The organism is Streptomyces sp. NBC_00775, from assembly GCF_036347135.1.
In the GTDB taxonomy this organism is placed as follows: domain Bacteria; phylum Actinomycetota; class Actinomycetes; order Streptomycetales; family Streptomycetaceae; genus Streptomyces; species Streptomyces lutosisoli.
The window spans coordinates 569,920-589,478 of record NZ_CP108938.1; the positions used below are offsets into that span (position 1 = coordinate 569,920).

The window sequence follows — 19,559 nt, forward strand, 5'->3', positions numbered from 1 at the left end:
CGAGACAATCAAAACGATCGCGCAACGCTCATGAGTCGAGCGCTTCACCGCCGCAGGAGGAACGGATTCTCAACTCGGGAAGAAGTTCGAGGTGTTGACGGGGCGCCGGGCGCCGCCCACTCGTGCGCTCCGCGAGCCGCTGGAGCAGCAGCTTCGCGGCCAGTTCCCCCACCGAGCGCTTGGGCGGGGCGATCGCCGTGAGGGGGACGTCCGAGAGGCCCGCCACCTCGTCGTCGTACGCGATCAGCGCGAGGTCCTCGGGCACCCTGATACCGCGCGCCTGGAGCTTGGGCACCAGCACGATCGCGTCCTCGTCGCTGTGTACGAGCGCCGCCGTCACGCCGCGCTTCTCCACGGCCTCGACGAGATAGTCGATGCTGGCCTCGTAGTCCCCGTGCTCGCGGACCGACGGCGCACCGGAGTCGACGTCCAGCCCCAGGGACTGCACGGCCGCCAGATAGCCCGCCGAGATCTGCGTGGCGTGCGGGCCCTCCTGGAGCACCGCGGTGATCCTGTGGTGTCCGAGGGACGCGAAGTGACCGACGGCCACGGCGGCGCCGTGCGCCCGGTCCGTGCGCACCCGGTCGAGGCCCGCCGCGGGGTTCCCGGCCGGCGCGGAACGCTCGACCAGGACGGTCGGCACCGTGCATTCGAGGAGCCACTTCTCCTGGCCGCCCAGGGGCACGCCGCCGAACCAGCTGGGCGCCACGAGCAGCCCCTCCGCACCGCCCGCGATCAGGTGTTCCGCCTGTACGGCGTCCTCGGAGTCGACATATCCGGTCATCCCGAGAACCAGGCGGCCGCCCTGGGCCCCGATGGCCTCGCGGGCCCCGCGGACGATGTCGGCGAAGATGTTGGTGGTGGTCGGGACGATCATTCCGATCACGGCACCCTCGGCGGACTCCTGCCGGGGCTGGGCCTCGGCGGCCGCGTCGCCCGGCCACACCACCGCGCCGTGCAGCCGCCGCACCCGGCCCTGTGCGGCGAGCGCCTCCACGTCACGCCTCAAGGTCACGGCGGAGACGCCGAGTTCGGCCGCGAGGTCGGCGACCCGGAGGCTGCCGCGTTCCCGGACGAGTTCGAGCACCCGCTCATGGCGCTGGTCGACGTGCAGTCGCATGGGCTCCCCCTGAGGCAAGGCCGGACGGACGAACTACGGGCGATCGCGGAGCGTGATCCCGTGTGCTCACTGTACGCCCACAATCGTATCGATCATTTCGATCGATACGATCAGACAAGCCCGGACATCCCTCGCGTTGGTCATACAACGTGAAGAATGGGCGCCACGGGGTAAGACCACCTTCGGGGAGCGGAGAGGGTCGCAGTGGGTGCGAGCGAGGAACGAGATGTGCTGGCCCGTCGGCGCTTCGACATGGCGGACGCCGCGCCACTGCTGCTCGACGCCCGGATGGCGGTCACCAGCTGGACCGCGGACGCCGAGCGGCTGCTGGGGTACCCGGCCGCCGAGGTGCTGGGACGGCGCGCTGCCGATCTGCTGCTCCCCGAGGACGCGGCGCGGATCCCGGAGCTGGCCGAGGGGTGCGACGAAGGCAGCGGCTGGACCGGACTGATGTCCGCGCGGCACCGGGACGGGCACGCGGTCCTGCTGATGGTGCGGGTCGTTCCGGTCCAGCGCAGCGACGGGCCCGCGCACTGGGTGGTGCTGCTCGCGGATCTGGCGGGCGGTCCCGGCTGGGACATGAGCCGGTCGGTGCTGGAGCGGATGGCCACGCGCTCGCCGGTGGGCATCGCGATCGTGGACACGGACCTGCGGTATGTGTGGTCGAACGCGGCGCTGGAGCAGTTCGGCGGGGGCCCGCCGCAGCAGCGGCTGGGCCGGAGACTCGCCGATGTGCAGCCCGGCCTGGACGCCGAGCGGCTCGAGGCGCAGATGCGCCGGGCTCTGGAGACCGGTGATCCGGTGGTCGCCTACGAGCATGTGGGCCGGATACGGTCCGCGCCGCACCGCGAGACAGCCCATTCGCTGTCGTTCATCCGGCTGGAGGACGACCGCGGCAACCCGATCGGCGTCTACTACACCGTCGTCGACGTCACGGAACGTTACCGCGCCCGGCGGCGGCTCGCTCTCCTCGACCGGGCCGGTGAGCACATCGGCCGCAGCCTGGACGTTCTGCAGACCGCGCAGGAACTGGCCGACGTGGCGGTGCCGGGGCTGGCCGACCTGGTCGCCGTGGACCTGCTGGATTCCGTCCTCCGGGGAGTCGAACCCGCGCCCGGTCCACAGGACGACACGGACGCGGTGCCGCTGCGGCGCGCCGGGCATCAGTCGGTGCGGGGCGGGGTTCCCGAGAGCGTCGTGAAGGTCGGCGACGTGGCCCGCTACCCTGCCGGGTCTCCCCCGATCCGGTGTCTGGCCGACGGCGAGTCCTGGCGCGAGGAGCGGCTGGACCCGCTGGCCAGGGAGTGGGCCACGGGCGCCCTCGAAGGGCGGGCCGCCTCCTTCCTCGAGCTGGGGCTGCACAGCGTCATGATCGTGCCCCTCCGCGCCCGCGGAATCACCCTGGGCATCACCACGTTCTTCCGGCGCGGCCGCCAGGACCCGTTCGACGAGGACGATCTGGGCCTGGCCGAGGAGTTCGTCGGCCGGGCGGCCCTGTGCGTGGACAACGCCCGCCGGTACACCCGCGAGCGCGACGCCGCCCTTGTCCTGCAGCGCAATCTGCTCCCCCACCGTTTCCCCGAGCAGGGCGCGGTGGAGGTCTCCGCCTGCTACCGGCCCGCCGACGAACTGACGGGACTCGCGGGCGACTGGTTCGACGTCATCCCCCTGTCCGGCACGCGGGTGGCCCTGGTGGTCGGCGAGGTCGCCGGGCACGGCATCGACGGCGCCGCCGCGATGGGACGGCTGCGGGCCGCCGTGCAGACCCTCGCCGACCTGGACCTGCCCCCCGAGGAGGTGCTCGCCCACCTCGACGATCTGGTCAGCCGCGCCGCCCGGGAGGAGGGCTCGGGTGCGGACACCCTGACGAGCGGCATGCAGGCGGTGGGCGCGAGTTGTCTGTACGTGGTGTACGACCCGGTGAGCGGACAGTGCTCCATGGCGGGCGCGGGCCATCCCGCGCCCGCGATCGTCAGCCCCGACGGCACCGTGACGTTCGCCGACCTCCCCCACGGTCCCGCACTCGGTGTGGGCGGACTGCCCTTCGAATCGCTTGAGTTGACCCTGGCGGAGGGCAGTGTGCTCGCCCTGCACACCGACGGTCTGATCGCCACTCCTCGTACCGGACGGGATCCGGAGGCGGGCCGGGAGCGGCTGCGCCGCGCGCTGGCCGCGCACCCGCAGCCGCTCGACGGACTGTGCCGCACCATCGTGGACGATCTCGTGCCGACGCGTCCGTACGACGACGTGGCGCTGTTGATGGCCCGCACCCGGCGTCTGGGAACCGAACAGGTCGCGACGTGGGACCTGCCGCTCGACCCGGCCGTGGTCGCCGATGCCCGGAAGGCGACGACCGCGCAGCTCTCCGTCTGGGGCCTGGACGAGCTGGCGTTCACCACCGAACTGGTCGTGAGCGAACTCGTCACCAACGCCATCCGGCACGCCTCCGGCCCGATCCGGTTGCGACTGATCACCGAACAGACCCTGATCTGCGAGGTGTCCGACGGTGGCGCCACCGCCCCTCATCTGCGCCATCCGAAGACGACCGACGAGGGCGGCCGGGGTCTGTTCCTGATCTCCCAGGTCACCCAGCGGTGGGGCACCCGCTACACCCCGGAGGGGAAGATCATCTGGGCCGAGCAGTCCCTCACTGAGCCACCGATCTGACGTATCCGGCGACGGCTGACGTCTCCGGCGACGAACCGGTGGCTCGCGGGAGTCAGCAGTCGCGGAACTCGGGTGACTGGTTGAGGATCTGCGAACGTAGGGAGATGAAGCGGGCATGGGTGTCTCCGCCCTGGGCCTCGGGACGGAAGACCGCGACCCGGTGGCAGTTCATGAAGGCCAAGGTCACCCCGAAATGCCGTTCCAGACTGCCGCGGATCGCGTCACTGGCCAGCGCCCGCAACAGCTGCCCCCGCTCCTTCTCGGAGGGCGGCGGGGTGTGGTTGTCGGCGAACTCCCTCACTCCGCCACGGAGTTCGCCGACCAGGCCGGCGATGAGGTCGTACGCGTACGGCAGGGACGTACGAACGGTTTCCACGAAGTCCTCTTCGCGGACCTGACCGTGTTCGGCTTCGGCGAGCAGCTTCGGGGAGACGTCGAGTGACATGAGGAAGGCGGTCCTGTCGCTAGAGGGTCTTTCCGCTGCCGCCCTTACCGACGAAGGCGGCGCGCACGTCAGCCCTCCGGGCGCAGCAGCCCGCGCTCGTAGGCCTTGGCCAGTCGCTGCGGGACGAGGTAGGAGGAGCCGTCGACGGTGACCGGCGCGAGCTGGGGCGAACACGCCGAGTTGACGGAAGATTGACCAAATCGCTGGCGATCACTGACGCACGCGTCTATATGGTCTGGCGCATGCCCCCACAACCTCCGAGAACACCGGCACTCCCGGTCCTCCCCTATCGGAAACCCACCCGCGATCGCGACTACTGGGTCTTCGACAACGTGCTGCCCGACATGGATGCCGTCCGGGCCCGGTGCGTCGCCAAGGACGACTGGGTCAAGGGCTTTCCGTACACCTCGGAGAGCTGGCCCGGTCTGCGGACGATGCCCGGGCTCGAACCGGAGGAGTTGACGCGCGTAGAGCGACTGGTGAAGAAGGCCACCGGCGCCCAGAAGCTGTGGCAGCAGGCAACGCCGTCCGGCGCCACCCTCAACCACAACTGCATCCAGGTGGTCGGCAAGGACGAGGGAGAGCCGCGTCCCCACACCGACTCACGCGCGCTCTGCCGTTACGCCGCGGTGCTCTATCTGAACCCGAACGTTCCCAAGGACTGCGGGACCAGCTTCTACCGGCAGAACCTGCCCGGCGGCCGACTGGGCGGGAACGTGGTGACCGCGCCGCACAACAACCTGGTCGAGGCGCTGGGTACGCGCTTCGTCCCGCCGGACTCCTTCGTCGAGGACATCCGCGTACCGCACCGGTACAACCGGCTGCTGCTCTACAACGCCAACCTGATGCACAGCGCCACCGAGTACTGCGGCAGCACCATGGAGGACAAGCGGATGACCGCGGTCTTCTTCTGGATGGCCTGATCCCGTATCCCGTAGGGATGGCCCGCGACGCCGAGCGGCCCCGGACTTTTGAGTCCGGGGCCGCTCGGCGTCGCGTGCGAGCTTCGGCCGCCTTTCATGAGCGCGTGTCAGCCGCCCATGAGCTCGCGTTCGATGGAGGCCAGCTCGGCCGCGCTGCCCTGGACCTTGGGGCCGTTGAACCACTTGCGGGCGGAGAGCAGCCACCAGGCGCCGGCGAAGCCCACCACCACGGCGACCGCGACCGGCGCGTAGTTGAAGGTCTTGGCCGTGACCGGGCTTGCCTGCGGCAGCATGAACAGGATGGTGACGCAGGCGACCCAGCCGACGGCGATCACCGCGATGGGCTTGCTCCACCGGCCCAGGTTCCAGGGCCCGGCGGCGAAGTCGTCGCCCTGACGCAGCCGCAGGTAGATGGGGATGACGTACGCGATGAAGAGGCCGATGACGGCGATCGAGGTGACGGCGGCGTACGCGGTGGGGTTGATCAGATAGGGAAGGCCGAGGAGGAAGGCGCCGCCGGAGGCGAGCCACACCGCGTTGGACGGGGTGCGGGTGCGGTCGCTGATCCGGTGCCAGATCTTCGAGCCCGGCAGTGCGCCGTCCCGCGAGAAGGCGTAGATCATGCGGGAGTTGGCGGTCACGGAGGACATCCCGCAGAAGAACTGGGCCCCTATGACGATGAGGAGCAGCAGCTTGCCGCCGGTGTCACCCAGGGCGTCGAGGAAGATCTGGACCGGGGGTACTCCGGTGCTGCTGCCGAGCGCGCCGTCGTAGCTCTGGATGGCGAAGGTGACGCCGATCAGCAGGATCCAGCCGGCGACCAGCGAGACGAGTATCGAGTTGACGATGCCGCGCGGGCCGGAGCGGGCCGCGTCGTGGGTCTCCTCGGTCATGTGGGCGGAGGCGTCGAAGCCGGTCAGGGTGTACTGGGCGAGCAGCAGGCCGAGCAGGGAGACGTACAGGCCGGATCCCCAGCCGGTGTTGTTGACGAAGTGCCCGAAGACGAAGCCCGCCGACTGGTGGTGGTCGGGGAGGAACACCAGCGCGAGCACGACGACCGCCACACCGATGACCTGCCACCACACGCTGATGTTGTTGAGCAGGGCGACGAGCTTGACGCCGCGCACGTTGAGCAGCGCGTGGACCAGCAGGGTGATGCCGAAGAGGAGCACCGTGTGGCCGGGGGTGGCGGTGAAGCCGAACTGAAGGTCCAGGAAGGCGTTGAGGAACTGCGCCAGCCCGAAGTCGATGCCCGCGGTGACCGCGACCTGGCCGAGAAAGTTGAACCAGCCGGTGAACCAGGCCCAGGCCGGGCCATTGCTCTTGGCGAGCTTGGCCGCCCAGTAGTAGAGGCCACCCGCGGTCGGATAGCTGGAACACACCTCGGCCATGCCCAGGCCGACGGTGAGGGTGAGGAGACCCACGATCGGCCAGCCCCACACCATGACGGCCGGACCGCCGGTGTTCATGCCGAAGCCGTAGAGCGTCATACAGCCGGAGAGGATGCAGATGATCGTGAACGAGACGGCGAAGTTCGAGAACGGCGACATGCTGCGCTCGAGTTCCTGCGCGTAGCCGAGCTCGTGGAGCCGGGCCTCGTCCTCGGTCATCTTGGGTGCTGCGGTGTCGACCGGATCGGGCGATCCGGCCTTGTCCAGGGTGTTGTCCGAAGCCACGGGTGATCCCCTTGTCTGCTGGGCCGGTTGGGAGGGTGTACGGCGCGGACGGTGTGCGGCGGTTACTGCGAGGTCATGCCGCCGTCGACCGCGACGACACTGCCGGTCATGAAGCTCGCCTCGTCGGAAGCGAGGAAGAGGGCAGATCACGTTGCAGCGGATGCCCTGCTTGACGTAGTCCAGCGCCACCCCTTTGGTGAGCATCACACTGGCACCTTTGGACGCAGAGTAAACAGTGAGAAAGGGCTCGCTGACCAGACCATTGACGCTGGAGATGTTCACGATCGAGCCGCCGCCCATGGCAAGCATGTGCGGGACGACCGCGCGACAGCCGTACAATCGACCCTTCACATTCACATCGAGCGTCTTGTCGATGATGTCGTCGGGGACTTCGTGCGGCAGCCCCGGCAGATTGACTCCGGCTTTGTGACCAGGGCATCTACCCCTTCCCAGCGGGAGGCCACGGCGTCAGTCTTCGCGTGGGCCTCGACGCTGGAGGAGACGTCGACACCGCGCCACGCGGCCACTTCGTCAGCGGCGGCGAACTCCACCGCCGTCTCTTTCGCGGTCTTCTCCGAAAGGTCTGCACACAGAACTTTTCCGCCCTCACGACGCAGACCTTGTACCCGACACGGCCCCTCGGGACGGCGGAGGGGGTGGTCGTGGTCGGAGTTGCCATGTCACCTTCGCCGGCATCCGCGTCGCCGGCGAGGTACCGCGCGTCCGCTCGAATCTCGTCAACGGCATCAAGCGGCTGCCGTTCGAGGTCACCCCGGCCTGACCCGGTGGGCCAGGGGGTCCGACGCCGTAGCGCCCGCTGATTCCGAGTCCGTATCCGGACATTCGGGCGCTACGGCCTGGTTACGTCTTCCTCAATCCCTGGTGGCCGTGTGGTGAGCTGGTCATGATGGCAGCATGACATTGGCCTTGAGAGCCATGACGCGGCTGGCGAACTGGCCGGACCTCGCGGAGGCCCAGCCGAGTTGCGGCACGGGCCGAGCGCTCTGCTCGGCCCAGAGCGAGATCGTCCACTTCCATACGGACCACGACGTCGACCTGCACCTCACGGTCCGGGCCATCCGCCGCTTCGAGGACCACCTCAAGGGCGCGACCGCGGTCCGGATGGTGCCCGGCTCGCGGTGGGTGACGATTCACCTCGAAGTCGACACGGACATCGACCTTCTGCTGACCCTGGTGAGCCTCGCGCTCCAGGCCCACCAGACAAGTCCGGTTCCCGTCGATACGCCGTCGGCGAGCTGCAACGACCAGTGAGCCCCTCGATCATCGGCATCGGCACTCAGAAGCGGGCGCCGATCTCGGTGCCGTCGCGCGGGACGAGGAAGGCCGGTGCGGACGGGAGGGAGCCGTCGGAGCCGCGTGCGCCGGTGATCGCGCTCGGATCCGTACTCAGGACGGAGGCGGCGTTCCACGTGCCGCCCAGGTCCCAGGAGTTGCCGCTGGAAGTGGCGGTGGAGGCGAGGGCGACCGCGCGGCCGTCCGCGAGGGACAGGTTGGCGGTGAGTACCGCCTTCGAGGCCGGGACGTCGGCGTCGAAGCCCGTGCCCTGGTTGCCGAACGCCGTGTCGCGGGACAGGGCGAGGGCACCCGGATTGCCGTTGTCGGTGAAGCCGTGCGCCGCGTTCTTGAACGAGATCGAGTTGCGCACGGTATGAGCCACCGCCGGGGCCGGGCTGCCGCCACCGAGCTTGAAACCGTTGCCGTCGCCCGCGAAGTCGGGGAAGTTCCAGCGGTTGAAGCCGTTGCCGTACGCGATGGTGTTCTCGATGAGGATCGGCGAGGTGAACTTCCAGGCGTCGAAGCCGTCGTCGACGTTGTTCCAGAGCCGGGCGCCGCGCACCACGTTGCCGGTCCCGCTGCCTTCCTTGATGGCCAGGCCGTCCGCGCTCTCGCCGTTCTTGCGCGGGTCGCGATTGGCGTAACTGTCCAGGTCCAGGATCTGGTTGTTGCTGGACGTGCCCTGGAGCTGGAAGCCGGACTCGTAGTTGTCGTGGGTGGCGAGCCGTGCGAAGACGTTGTTGCCGCAGCTGTCGCAGTAGACGCCGTACGGGCCGTTCACGATCTCCAGGCCGGAGATCCGCCAGTACGAGGCCTCCTGGTGGAGGGCACCGCGCTCGGCACGCGGGATGCTGCCGCCGACGGGTGTGTGGCTGGCCGGCAGCGCCTCTCCGTCGACGACCACGCGCTCGCCCGGGTACGCGCCCAGGGTGATCGGCTGGGACGCGGTGCCCGACGTGGCGATGGTGATGTTGTCGGTGAGCGCGTACGTCCCCCCGCGTACGGCGATGACATCGCCGGGCTTCGCCTTGTCCACTGCCTTCTGGATGGTCCGTAACGGGTGATCCGGCGTGCCGGCGGCCGCGTCGTCGCCGTTCACTGCCACCACGATGGTCGGCACCGCGGCGGCGGACGCCTGCGTCGGCACCACCACCGCCCCCACTGCCAGTGCGGCTGCCCCCAGCGCTGCCCTCTTGAACCTGCCTGCGGCTCTCATACGACCTCCCGTTGCGGTGCCCGACTGCTGGTCACCCGGTCAGTGGTCGCACGCGGGGCGAAGGTTGCCGCCCTGGCTGCCCGCGCCGAAAGACGAGACCCCGGCACTCACGTACGCGGCGAGTGCCGGGGCTCGTCAACAGGTCATCGAGGGCCGATGACGACGATCGTCAGGAACGGGTGCCCGTCGAGCGCCGACGGCGGGTGGCGACGGTGATCGCGGCACCGGCCGCGAGGACCGCCACGGCGCCGGCCGCGATCGGCAGGGTGTTGCCGCCGCCGGTCTCCGCGAGGTCGCCGGGCGTGGTCGACGAGCCGCCGTTGGGCGAGGGAACCGACGAGGCGCTCGACTCGGACTCCGACGGGGTCGCGGACGACTCGGACGCCGAGGGCGTGGCCGTGGTCGCGGGCGTCGACTCGGTCGGGGTGCCGGGCGTCTCAGCGGGCGTCGTCGAGGCGGGCGGCGTCGTCTCCGGAGTGGTCGGCTGCGACGTGCAGTCGTTCTTGCCGCCGTTCCACGCCATGATCAGCTTGTCCTTGATGACCGCGTGGTCCGGGCCCGCGGGCAGGTCACCGTGCTCGAAGCCGTCATTGGCGTCGTACTTGCCGTCGAACTTGACGGCGCCACGGTAGAGGTCGATCTGCGCGAAGCAGCCGGCGTCCGGCACCGAGATGTCGAGCGAGTCGGTGGCACCCGGCTTGACCGTGACGGAGTCGAAGTCGTGGAAGACCTGGACACCCGAGGTCTTGAAGGTGGCGCCGTGGGTGCGGTACGCGGCGAGCGAGGCGGTGCAGGTGCTCGCGTCGCTCGCCGTGCGGACCTTGATGTGGACCTTGCCGTCGTCGGTCGGCTTGAGGTTCTCGTCGTCGACGCGGACCGAGTCGTAGAAGTTCGTCCCGTCCAGGGAGAACTGGCAGCGATCGGTCGCGGTCGCCGTCCCCGCGCCCTGTCCGGGGGCGTAACCGCCGGCGGCCTTGTCCCATCCGTCGCCACCGGGCTTGTCGGTGGCGAAGGCGGTGGTCGTGGCCGCTGAGAGGGCGAGCGCCGCCGCGCCCGTCCCCAGCAGGCAGCGAAGGGTGACACGTCTCGCTATGGACATGCAGATCCCATCTTGATGATGCGAAACCCCGGTCGACGGCAGCAGGGCAGCACGCGGCAGCCGGGGGCCGCACCGGGGGAAGTGGTCGAAGAAACACTGAACCCATTGGTCACATGGGTCACAGCTCGACCACATAGTCGATCACCGCGCAGACGCTGTCAACCTCGTTGAATACACGATGACTTCACGGTCGATCACATTTGGAGCACATGAGGAATCAGAGGGTCCGGAGCGGTCGGCCACACCTCCGAGCGGGCATGCACCGGCTCTCGTCATGGCCGCGCACCATGCCGGTCACGCCGGCGAACACCACAAGGAACTCAGTTCCCTCCTGGGTGCGCACTGAGTGCCATCGCTCTCGCTTCGATGCTAGTTTCCCGTTCATGAACGAGGGACCCCGGCGCCGCGAGCCCGCCGACGCGACGACCGTGAAGCCGCCGATGCGGGACGCCCTGGTCGCGGCGGCCTTCCAGCTCTTCCTAGAGCGTGGCTACGAGCAGACCACGGTCGACGACATCGTGACGCTCGCCGGGGTGGGCCGCCGGTCGTTCTTCCGCTATTTCCCGTCCAAGGAGGACGTGGTCTTCCCGGACCACGAGCGCTGCCTGGCCGACATGACGGCGTTCCTGAGCGGCGGCGCCGACGCGGACGACCCGGTGCAGCGGGTCTGCGGCGCCGCCCGGCTCGTGCTGCGCATGTACGCCGAGAACCCGACGTTCTCCGTGCAGCGCTACCGCCTCACCAAGAAGGTCCCCGGCCTGCGCGCGTACGAGTTGTCGGTCGTCTGGCGGTACGAGCGCGCCCTCGCCGAGTATCTGCGCGGGCGCTTCGCCGGACGGCGCGACGGCACGCTGCAGGCCGACGTCATCGCCGCGGCCGTGGTCGCCGCGCACAACAACGCCCTGCGCTCCTGGCTGCGCTCGGACGGGCAGGGCGACGCGACGGCGGCGGTCGACCACGCGCTCGGGTATGTCCGGGACACCTTCGGGAGCCCGCCCGGTGACGCGGCGGACGAGGAGCGGGAGGACGTGGTGGTCGTCGTCTCCCGGCGCGGAGTGCCGATGTGGCGCGTCGTCCAGGAGATCGAGACCACGCTCGGACGGGACTGACCACTCCCCCGCTCCGGCCAGATTGAGGGTACCGAGTGCCTTTACGAGTGGCACTGAGTGCCATACTCTGTGGTCGTGCACGGCGATCCGGGCACCTTCAGACTCCGGCCGAGCGCAGGGAGATGACATCGTGTACCACCCAGGAATCGCCCTTCATCCGGGGCTCGGAGCCGCGCCGGACATGCTCGACGCGGCCCCCGCGGAACACAAGGCGGACGCCCTCCTCTTCCAGCGTTGCCACTGGTGCGGCACCGCGATGTACCAGCGCCTCCTCTGCCCGGTCTGCGCGGGCAGCGACCTGCGGACCGAGGCGAGCGCGGGGACGGGCATCGTGCGCCACTCCACCGTGATCCACCGCAACACCCCGGCGGCGCGCAACGTCTCCCTCATCGAGATGGCCGAGGGGTTCACCGTCCGGGGCCGGGTCATGGGCTCGCCCTCCGACGTCCACAGCGGCGACCGGGTCCAACTCGCCACCGCCCAGGACCCGGTGCGCCGACAGCCCGTGTTCCAGCTCGTCGACGGGCCCTACCGGAGCTGGGTCTGACGGTCCCGGCGCGGCCGCGGCCGCCGGAGGGCAGGACTCCCGCTACGAACAGGCGCCCTTGAAGACGTCCACCTGCCCCCCGGTGCTGTTCGCCACGGCGATGTCCCGCACCCCGTCACCATCGAGGTCGGCCGCCGCCGCGTCATAGGCACCGGTGGCGGACAGCTCGGCGAGCTGGGTGAGGGTGCCGTCGTCCGAGCCCTGGAAGAGGGTGACGGAGTTGCCCTTGAGGGACGAGACCAGGATGTCCGAGGCGCCGTCGCCGTCGAGGTCCCCGGCGGCGACCGCGACGGGCAGACCCGGCGTCGTGTACGCGGCGGCGGTCCCGAAGGTCCCGTCCCCCTCCCCCAGCAGGACGTCCAGGGTGTTGGAGCCGTTGCTGACGGCGGCCAGGTCGGTCGTGCCGTCGCCGTCGAAGTCGCCCTGGGTGAGGGAGTAGAGCCGGGAGGCGGTGGCGTAGTCGGTGCCGGTGCCGAGAGCGCCCGTGCCGTCGCCGAGCAGGACGCTCACCCCGTCGCTGCCGACGCTGGCGGTGGCGACGTCCGCGGCCCCGTCGCCGTCGAAGTCGGCGACCACGATTCCGTGCGGCTGACCGCCGGTCGAGGTGTCGCCCTGGTCGTCGAAGGTGCCGTCGCCGTTGCCGAGGAGGACGCGTACGGCGCTCGGTCCCTGCTCGGCCACGACCAGGTCCGCGTTCCCGTCACCGTCGAGATCACCCGCGGCCAGGGCACGCGGGGCCTCGCCGACATCCAGGGCGCCCGCCGCCCCGAAGCCGCCGGCCCCGTCGTTCAGCAGGACACTGACCTGCGCTCCCCCGAAGTCGGCCGTCGCCAGGTCGAGGCTTCCGTCGCCGTCGAAGTCGGCGACGGCTGTCTGGTACGGGCGGGTGCCGACCGCGTAGGTGGTGCCGGTGGCGAACGTACCGTCACCCTGCCCCAGCAGGACCGTCACCGAGTTGTCGTCGAGGTTGGCGGCGACGACGTCCCGCGTACCGTCGCCGTCGAGATCCGCGACGGCCACGTGCCGGGTGTTGGTCGAGGCCGTCGCGGAGGTGCCGAGCTGGGTGTAGGAGAGGGTGCCCTCGCACACGTCGCCGGTCGTGACCGACGCGCTGGGACGGGTCGACCCCTGTCCGTGACCGTGCCCGGGACCGCCCGCCGCCACGGCCGGCCCCGCGGCGCCCGTGCAGGCCAGGACCAACCCGGCGGCGCCCGCCAGGGCAACACGGTGGGTGCGTTGGTGCTTCTTGCGTTTCATGCGGCTCCTTGTGCCTTGCGTACGTCGTGAATGGGGCATCCGCGGCCTCAACCGGCCTGCGCCGCCCTGGACTTCGATCGGCTACGAGGTCGGCGGCCTCGGCGACCGGTCGGCTGCCGCGTCATCAGCGCTACGACTGATCGGCCGCGACCCGGATGCCGACAGTCAGATAACCGCCGCTGCCGTCACGGCCCTCTCCGCGATAGCTCGTGGCGCAGCTCCTGCCGGTGGCGTACCAGGAGCCGCCGCGCACGGCGTTGACCTGTTGTCCGGCCTCGCCGCCATTGGTGGCCGTGATGATGCTCGACGTCCACTCGAAGCAGTTCCCGGCCATGTCGTACGCACCGTAGGAGCCGGCTCCGTCCGGATAGGCGCCGACGGCCGAGGTGTTGCCGCCGCTCGCGGTCAGCTCGTCGAAGACGTCCGTGTAGACGAACCCGGTCCAGGTGGTGTGGTCGATCCAGCCGCTCACCCCGCCCGTCGAGGTGACGGCGATGATGTCGGAGATCGGTTCGCTCTCGCCGTAGCGGGTGGAGTTCTCGTTGTTGTAGGTCGCTTCCGTGGAGCCGTAGTTGGCCAGGTAGTACGCCGCGCAGACGGCGTTGTAGTTGTACTTGCTGGTGAGGACACCGGATGCGTACGTCGTGCCGGCGGTGTCGCCCCACGGGTACGCGTACGCGTCGGGGCCGCGCGCGGCGTTCTCCCACTCGGCCTCGGTGGGCAGCCGGAAGGTCCAACCGTCCGCCCGGCCGGTGAGCCAGTCGCAGTAGGCCTCGGCGTCCTCCAACGAGACGTACAGCACAGGGTGTTCGTCCTTGCCGGAGGGAAAGTCGTCGCCGTCCCAGTAGCTGGGGGCCGTACGCGAGCTGTCGTCCAGGAACGCCTTGTACTGGGCGTTGGTGACCTCGTACGCACCCAGCGAGTACGCGGACGCGATGGCGGAGGCCTCGCCCGCGCCCTCGTTGTTGGACAGGTCGGTGGCGAAGACGAAGGAGAGGTTGGCGGGGATCTCGACGAGCGTCTGTCCGGCGACGGTCGTGGCCGCCGAGGCGTCGGTCGAGGCACTCGCGGAGGCGGAGGCCGACGGACTCGCCGTGGTGGAGGAAGAGGCCGAAGGGGAAGCCGCGGGGCGGGGGCGGCGCCCGTGGGCCGGCTTCGCCGTGGCCTGGAGGGCGAGGGTGGTGCCGAGCAGTCCGGCGGCGCCCGCGCCGCCGAGTGCGAACAACTTGCGTCTGCTGAGCAGGGGTTGGCGCGTGTGTGTACCGGTCATGGCGTGACCTTTGGGGAGAGGGAACGAGCAGGGTGGGGCCGGTCACGCGGCGACAGGGGGAGAACCGCGTGACCGGCCGTCGGGGGAGGCGGACTCAGCTGGTGCTGACGCCGACGGTCAGCGTCGCGGCGTAGCCGGAGGACACGGAGCTGCCCAGCGCGGTGAGGGTCAGCAGGCCGGAGGAGGCCCCGCCGTCGTCGTAGACGGTGTCGTCGGCGAGCGCGGTCTCCTTGGTGGTGTTGGAGGAGTACGGCGACAGCGCCTGGACCTTGGTGTTGAGGGTGGAGTCGAAGAACAGCTGGCCGGTGTGGATGATCGAGCCGCCGGTGTACGAGTCGTCGGTGAGCGTGACGTCGGTGTGGACCCGCATGTGGACGTGGACGGCGCGGGAGACGTAGTGGCCGGGCCAGATGGAGGTGATCGAGACCTGGCCGTTGGAGTCGGTGATCTGCCCGCCGCGCAGGAAGGTCCCGTCGTCCGTCTCCGAGTGACCGTTGCCGCCGACGAACCCGGAGTACTCACCGAGGGTGTCGGCGTGCCAGATCTCCACCAGCGCGCCCTCCAGCGGGGCGCAGCTGTTGTCCTCGTCGACGACGGTGAAGGTGTACTTCACCGGTACGCCGGTTTTGCTCTCGGTGATGTCGGTGCGGATCAGGGCGCCTTCCAGGGCGTACGGGCCCTCGGTGACCTCGGCGGTCAGCGAGCAGACGCCGCTGGACGCGGTCGCGGTGGCGGTCGCCGTGGCGGAGGCCGACGCGGAACGGGTGGGCCTGGTCGGCCGCGCCGCCGCGGCCGCGGCCGAGGTCGCGGGGGTGGCGGAGGCCGTCGCCGCGAGGCCGAGGCCGGCGGCGGCCGCGACCGCTCCGCCCGCGGCGATGACATGACGGCGGTTCACTGTGCCGGGAGCCTGGTGGGTCGCTTCGTCCTGCTGCTCGGCAGGAGAGTTCTCAGTCATGGACGCCGGAACGTAGGGGCGCCTCCTATGGCCCAGGTGTCACTCGGCTGTCATTTCCATAAGTGCCTCCGGGCACCACTCGATTTCCGGTCATCATCGGCAGACTGTCGACAGTTAGGCCCATTGGTGACGTCACAACCCTTGACCGCGCCATTGTGTCGACACTAGGAAGGAGTGCGGGGCCCGTTCCGGCCTCGATCGGCAGCCCCTGACATGGGAGGTCCACGTGACCGGCAGGCTCTCCGGCAAAGTCGCTCTCGTCACCGGCGCGGGCGCCGGGATCGGTCAGGGATGTGCCCTGCTCTTCGCCGAGCAGGGCGCGACGGTCGTCGGCTGCGACATCGACGAGGGCGCGGCGGAACGCACCCGGAAACTCGCGCACGACAGGGGCCTGGATCTCGATGTGCTCGCGCCCCTGGACATGACCGAGCCCGCCGACGCCGACCGGTTCGCGGACGAGGCGTACATCCGGCACGGCCGTGTCGACGTCCTGGTGACCGCGGGCGCCATCGCCCCGCACATGGCACCGGCCGCGACGATGGATTTCGACGACCAGTGGACGCCGACGCTGCGCGGCGAGATCGATGTGGTCTTCCTGCCCGTACGAGCGGTCTGGCCGCACATGGAGGCGTCCGGCGGCGGCTCGATCATCAACTTCGCCTCGGTGAACGCCTTTCGGGGCAGCGGTACCTTCGGCATGGTCGCGCACTGCGCGGGGAAGTCGGCCGTCCTCGGGCTGACGCGCCAACTCGCTGTGGAAGGCGGCCCGTTGGGCATCCGGGCGAACACCGTCTCGCCCGGCATGGTCCGTACCCCCGCCACCGAGTCGGCCGGAGCGCACGACGGCGCGGCCCGGGACGCGCTCCTCGCCCGGATCCCGCTGGGCCGGGTGGGCAGGCCCGAGGACATCGCCTGGTGCGCGGTCTATCTGGCGTCCGACGAGTCCGGGTGGGTCACGGGCGGCAACTTCCCCGTGGACGGCGGAGTGCTCGCCAAGTGAACGCCCCCGGGTACGCCCGCACGTCAGGACGCGGTGCGGCGTCTGCGCGTGGGCTTGCGGGCGCCCGCGGTGTCCTGTTCCACCTGCTCCTCCACCGCCCGCAGCGCACGGACCGTCGCCCCCGCGATCAGCGCCGAGGCCAGCTCGCCGTCGCGTTCCTCGCAGGCCTGGAGGAGCCGCTCCTGGTCGTCGACGCTGTAGGCGAGGCGGCCCGCCCGGGTCAGGCTCAGGTGCCGCAGCATCAGGGTGCGCAGGGCCAGCGAGTCGAGGATCTGCTTCAGCGTGGCATTGCCGACGATCTCGGTCATCCGCTCCTGGAGCTGCACATGACTCCAGAAGTACGCGTCCACGTCACCGTCGTCGGCGAGCTTCCGCATCCGCTCGACCCGGGTGCGCAGCCCGGCCAGCTCCTCGTCCGTGGCGCGCTCGACCAGCAGCCCGGCGAGCATCGAAAGGAGCTGGCGCCGCACCTGGTAGATGTCGCGGATGTCCTGGAGGGAGGGCGCGGCGACCCGGGGCCGGCGACGCGCCTTCATCTCGACCAGGCCCTCCTGTTCGAGGAGCATCAGCGCCTCGCGCACGGGCGTGCGGCTGGTGTCGAACCGGCGTGACAGGTCGACGCTGTTGAGGTCCTGGCCCGGTTCGAGGCGGCCCTCGATGATGCCCGCCCCCACCCACTCGGCGATCTGCGCGACCAGCGGTTCACGACGGTCCCGCAGCCGCAGGAGGCGCCCGAGCACGAGGTGCGTGTCCTGATCGGTCATGCGGCGATTCTCCCTGTCCGGCCCGCGCTGGCAGGTCTGGTCCAAACGCACAGGCAATCCAACGGTGTCGACACTATCTCACCGTATGGCTGATACACATCCCGGTCCAGCGTTACCTGTCGACACAGAAGCGACACAGAAGTCGACACACAAGAGTTCCGGCGGAGTACGAGAGTTCAGGAGGAACCATGCGGAGAGAACGTACGACGGCCACCCCCGGTCCGGGGCCGAGCCGACGCGCGGTCGTCGGCGGCGCCGCGCTGGCCGCGTTCGCGGCGACGGGCGCCGGACAGGGCGCGGCCCACGCGGCTTCCGGATCCACCGAGGACCCCTGGCAGCCCGTGCCCGTTCCGGAGCAGCTGCCGGTGACCGAGTATCAGATACCCGTCTCGGGCAGCGGCAGCCTGTGGTGCTGGGACACCGGTGGCAGCGGGCAGCCCGTCGTCCTGCTGCACCCCGGCTCGGGGAGCGGTGAGAGCTGGCCGTACCAGCAGCCGGTCCTGGCCCGCGCGGGCTTCCGGGTGATCGGGTACTCGCGGCGCGGTGCGTACGGCTCGGTGGCCGGGACCCGGGCCGAGGCCGACACCGCTTCGGGGGACCTCAACACCCTCGCCGACCACCTCGGCCTGGACCGCTTCCACCTCTCCGGGTCGGCGGCCGGTGGCCCGGTGGCCCTCGACTACGCCCTCTCGTACGCGGACCGGCTGCGCAGCCTCACCGTCTCGGGCAGTGTGATGGGCATCCAGGACACCGAGTACCAGGAACTCACCTCGACCCTGCAGCCCGACCCGTTCGGCGACATGCCCGTCGACTTCAAGGAGTTGGGGCCCTCGTACCGGGGAGGCGACCGGGACGGTGTCGCGGCCTGGCTCGCCATCAACGCCCGGGCCAGGACGGCGGACGCGTTCGCGCAGTCACTGGCCCATGAGATCACCTGGGCGGCTCTGGAGACGCTGACCCTGCCGGTCCAACTCATCACCGGCGACGCCGACCTGTACAGCCCGCCCTCCGTGATGCGGCTGAACGCGGCGCATGTGAGCGGCGGCGAGACACACGTCGTCCGCGAGGCGGGCCACAATCCGCACTGGGAGCAGCCCGCCGCGTGGAACCGGCTGCTGGTGCGCTTCATGAAGCGGCACAGCCGGTAGCGCGCGGGAAGAGCAAGTCCCAGGTATGGACGAGCAACTCCCGCGCGAGGACGAGTGACTTCTAACTGAAGTAATGGCCTTCGTCGAGGTCCGGGATGAGCGCGGGCCCCTCGGGATGCCATCCCATGCGCTTCTGGGTCAGGGCGCTGGAGGCCGGGACGTCCCTCGCGAAGAAGGCTCCGGGCCAGCCGAAGTGGCCGGGAGCCTCCTCCGGGGCAATGGCGGTCACGGGCAGCTTCAGGTGCCGGCCGATGACGTCGGCGATGTCGCGGACCGGTACGCCCTCGTCGCCGATCGCATGCAGCCGCGCCCCCGCGGGCGCCGTCTCCAGGGCCAGCCGGAACAGCCGCGCGGCGTCGCGCCGGTGGACGGCCGCCCAGCGGTTGGACCCCTCACCCGGGTAGGCCGAGACGCCCTTCGCGCGGGCGACGGCGATGATCTGCGGGACGAAGCCGTGGTCGTCCTCGCCATGCACCGACGGCGGCAGTCGCACCACAGAGACGCGTACACCGCGCGTGGCCAACGACAGCGCCGCCGCCTCGGAGGGGAGGCGGGCCGGCGCGGGCGACGTGGACTCGTGCTCGTCCTCCTCCGTCACGAGACCGGCGGTGCCGGAGGTGACGACGAAGGGCCGGCCGGATGCCGCGAGCGCCTCACCGAGCGTCTCGATCGCGCGCAGATCCGTCCGGGCCGCGCCCGCGTAATCGGTGAAGTCGTCGTGGATGAACGCGGTATGGATCACACCGTCCGCCGCGGCCGCTCCGGCGCGCAGGCTGTCCAGGTCGTCGAGGGCGCCGCGGTGCACCCCGGCCCCGGCGGCCTCCAGCGACGCGGCGGCCTTCTCCGAGCGGGCGAGGCCGACGACCTGATGCCCCGCGCCCAGCAGCTCGCGGACGACGGCGCTGCCGATGAATCCGGTCGCCCCGGTGACGAACACACGCATGGTGCACTCCTTATGACACAACGTTGAGGCCGGCCCGATGCGCCACTCAGGTGGTGCCGGGCCGGTGCTTCCACGGTGCGACCGCAGGGAGTTCCACGTCCAAGACTTGTTCCGCATCAGTCCA

17 protein-coding genes and 3 pseudogenes are annotated in these 19,559 nt (G+C 70.3%); 7 read left to right on the plus strand and 13 right to left on the minus strand.

What is annotated here, in order from left to right; translation table 11 throughout:
* Positions 1-28 precede the first annotated feature (28 nt).
* A complete protein-coding gene (locus tag OIC96_RS02715) occupies positions 29-1,120 on the minus strand; it encodes a substrate-binding domain-containing protein (protein ID WP_330309497.1) in 1,092 nt (363 codons plus the stop codon).
* 204 nt (positions 1,121-1,324) lie between these two features.
* Here OIC96_RS02715 and OIC96_RS02720 point away from each other — a divergent pair, with 204 nt between their 5' ends.
* Complete coding sequence (locus OIC96_RS02720; protein ID WP_330309496.1) at positions 1,325-3,787, plus strand: SpoIIE family protein phosphatase; 2,463 nt, start codon at positions 1,325-1,327, stop codon at positions 3,785-3,787.
* 52 nt (positions 3,788-3,839) lie between these two features.
* On the opposite strand, the gene OIC96_RS02725 is transcribed toward OIC96_RS02720, so the two are convergent.
* Both OIC96_RS02725 and OIC96_RS02730 read right to left on the minus strand, forming a co-directional pair.
* Positions 3,840-4,232, minus strand: a complete 393-nt coding sequence (locus tag OIC96_RS02725) for an SCO5389 family protein (protein WP_330309495.1) — start codon at positions 4,230-4,232, stop codon at positions 3,840-3,842.
* A 68-nt stretch (positions 4,233-4,300) separates the two neighbouring features.
* Positions 4,301-4,408: pseudogene (locus OIC96_RS02730) on the minus strand (50S ribosomal protein L32); the annotation flags it as partial.
* Positions 4,409-4,474: 66 nt separating this feature from the next.
* On the opposite strand from OIC96_RS02730, the gene OIC96_RS02735 reads away from it, so the two are divergent.
* Positions 4,475-5,155, plus strand: coding sequence for a DUF6445 family protein (locus tag OIC96_RS02735; protein WP_330309494.1), 681 nt, complete (start codon positions 4,475-4,477; stop codon positions 5,153-5,155).
* 107 nt (positions 5,156-5,262) lie between these two features.
* Here OIC96_RS02735 and OIC96_RS02740 read toward each other — a convergent pair whose 3' ends face one another.
* The 3 genes and pseudogenes from OIC96_RS02740 to OIC96_RS49795 form a co-directional block, all read right to left on the minus strand.
* On the minus strand, positions 5,263-6,765 hold the full coding sequence (locus OIC96_RS02740; RefSeq protein ID WP_330310404.1) for an amino acid permease: 1,503 nt from the start codon (positions 6,763-6,765) through the stop codon (positions 5,263-5,265).
* Positions 6,766-6,893: 128 nt separating this feature from the next.
* Positions 6,894-6,960 (minus strand): annotated as a pseudogene (locus tag OIC96_RS49790) (hypothetical protein); the annotation flags it as partial.
* 15 nt (positions 6,961-6,975) lie between these two features.
* Positions 6,976-7,284, minus strand: a pseudogene (locus OIC96_RS49795) (SDR family NAD(P)-dependent oxidoreductase); the annotation flags it as partial.
* A gap of 462 nt (positions 7,285-7,746) precedes the next feature.
* Between OIC96_RS49795 and OIC96_RS02745 the strand changes: the two are divergent.
* Positions 7,747-8,103, plus strand: coding sequence for a luciferase domain-containing protein (locus tag OIC96_RS02745; protein WP_330309493.1), 357 nt, complete (start codon positions 7,747-7,749; stop codon positions 8,101-8,103).
* A gap of 25 nt (positions 8,104-8,128) precedes the next feature.
* Here OIC96_RS02745 and OIC96_RS02750 read toward each other — a convergent pair whose 3' ends face one another.
* Together OIC96_RS02750 and OIC96_RS02755 are read right to left on the minus strand one after the other, a co-directional pair.
* Positions 8,129-9,343, minus strand: coding sequence for a right-handed parallel beta-helix repeat-containing protein (locus OIC96_RS02750; RefSeq protein WP_330309492.1), 1,215 nt, complete (start codon positions 9,341-9,343; stop codon positions 8,129-8,131).
* Positions 9,344-9,512: 169 nt separating this feature from the next.
* On the minus strand, positions 9,513-10,442 hold the full coding sequence (locus OIC96_RS02755) for an LAETG motif-containing sortase-dependent surface protein (RefSeq protein ID WP_330309491.1): 930 nt from the start codon (positions 10,440-10,442) through the stop codon (positions 9,513-9,515).
* 440 nt (positions 10,443-10,882) lie between these two features.
* On the opposite strand from OIC96_RS02755, the gene OIC96_RS02760 reads away from it, so the two are divergent.
* Together OIC96_RS02760 and OIC96_RS02765 are read left to right on the plus strand one after the other, a co-directional pair.
* Positions 10,883-11,551 carry a TetR family transcriptional regulator gene (locus OIC96_RS02760; RefSeq protein ID WP_330310403.1) on the plus strand — a complete coding sequence of 223 codons (669 nt, stop codon included), beginning with the start codon at positions 10,883-10,885 and terminating at the stop codon, positions 11,549-11,551.
* A gap of 181 nt (positions 11,552-11,732) precedes the next feature.
* Entirely contained in the window at positions 11,733-12,098 is a 366-nt protein-coding gene (locus OIC96_RS02765) for a Zn-ribbon domain-containing OB-fold protein (protein WP_330310402.1), read from the plus strand.
* Between the two features lie 42 nt (positions 12,099-12,140).
* On the opposite strand, the gene OIC96_RS02770 is transcribed toward OIC96_RS02765, so the two are convergent.
* The 3 genes from OIC96_RS02770 to OIC96_RS02780 form a co-directional block, all read right to left on the minus strand.
* Positions 12,141-13,355 carry an FG-GAP repeat domain-containing protein gene (locus tag OIC96_RS02770; RefSeq protein ID WP_330309490.1) on the minus strand — a complete coding sequence of 405 codons (1,215 nt, stop codon included), beginning with the start codon at positions 13,353-13,355 and terminating at the stop codon, positions 12,141-12,143.
* A gap of 130 nt (positions 13,356-13,485) precedes the next feature.
* Entirely contained in the window at positions 13,486-14,625 is a 1,140-nt protein-coding gene (locus OIC96_RS02775; RefSeq protein ID WP_330309489.1) for a formylglycine-generating enzyme family protein, read from the minus strand.
* A gap of 94 nt (positions 14,626-14,719) precedes the next feature.
* Positions 14,720-15,580 carry an intradiol ring-cleavage dioxygenase gene (locus OIC96_RS02780; RefSeq protein ID WP_330309488.1) on the minus strand — a complete coding sequence of 287 codons (861 nt, stop codon included), beginning with the start codon at positions 15,578-15,580 and terminating at the stop codon, positions 14,720-14,722.
* 226 nt (positions 15,581-15,806) lie between these two features.
* Between OIC96_RS02780 and OIC96_RS02785 the strand changes: the two genes are divergently transcribed.
* The gene (locus OIC96_RS02785; protein WP_330309487.1) at positions 15,807-16,580 is read left to right on the plus strand and encodes an SDR family NAD(P)-dependent oxidoreductase; all 774 of its coding nucleotides are present in this window, start codon (positions 15,807-15,809) and stop codon (positions 16,578-16,580) included.
* Positions 16,581-16,603: 23 nt separating this feature from the next.
* On the opposite strand, the gene OIC96_RS02790 is transcribed toward OIC96_RS02785, so the two are convergent.
* The gene (locus OIC96_RS02790; protein ID WP_330309486.1) at positions 16,604-17,344 is read right to left on the minus strand and encodes a GntR family transcriptional regulator; all 741 of its coding nucleotides are present in this window, start codon (positions 17,342-17,344) and stop codon (positions 16,604-16,606) included.
* Positions 17,345-17,532: 188 nt separating this feature from the next.
* On the opposite strand from OIC96_RS02790, the gene OIC96_RS02795 reads away from it, so the two are divergent.
* Positions 17,533-18,492: an alpha/beta fold hydrolase gene (locus tag OIC96_RS02795; RefSeq protein WP_330309485.1), complete on the plus strand. Its 960-nt coding sequence runs from the start codon at positions 17,533-17,535 to the stop codon at positions 18,490-18,492.
* Positions 18,493-18,553: 61 nt separating this feature from the next.
* Here the strand turns inward: OIC96_RS02795 and OIC96_RS02800 are convergent, their stop codons facing one another.
* A complete protein-coding gene (locus OIC96_RS02800; protein WP_330309484.1) occupies positions 18,554-19,435 on the minus strand; it encodes an SDR family oxidoreductase in 882 nt (293 codons plus the stop codon).
* Positions 19,436-19,559 lie beyond the last annotated feature (124 nt).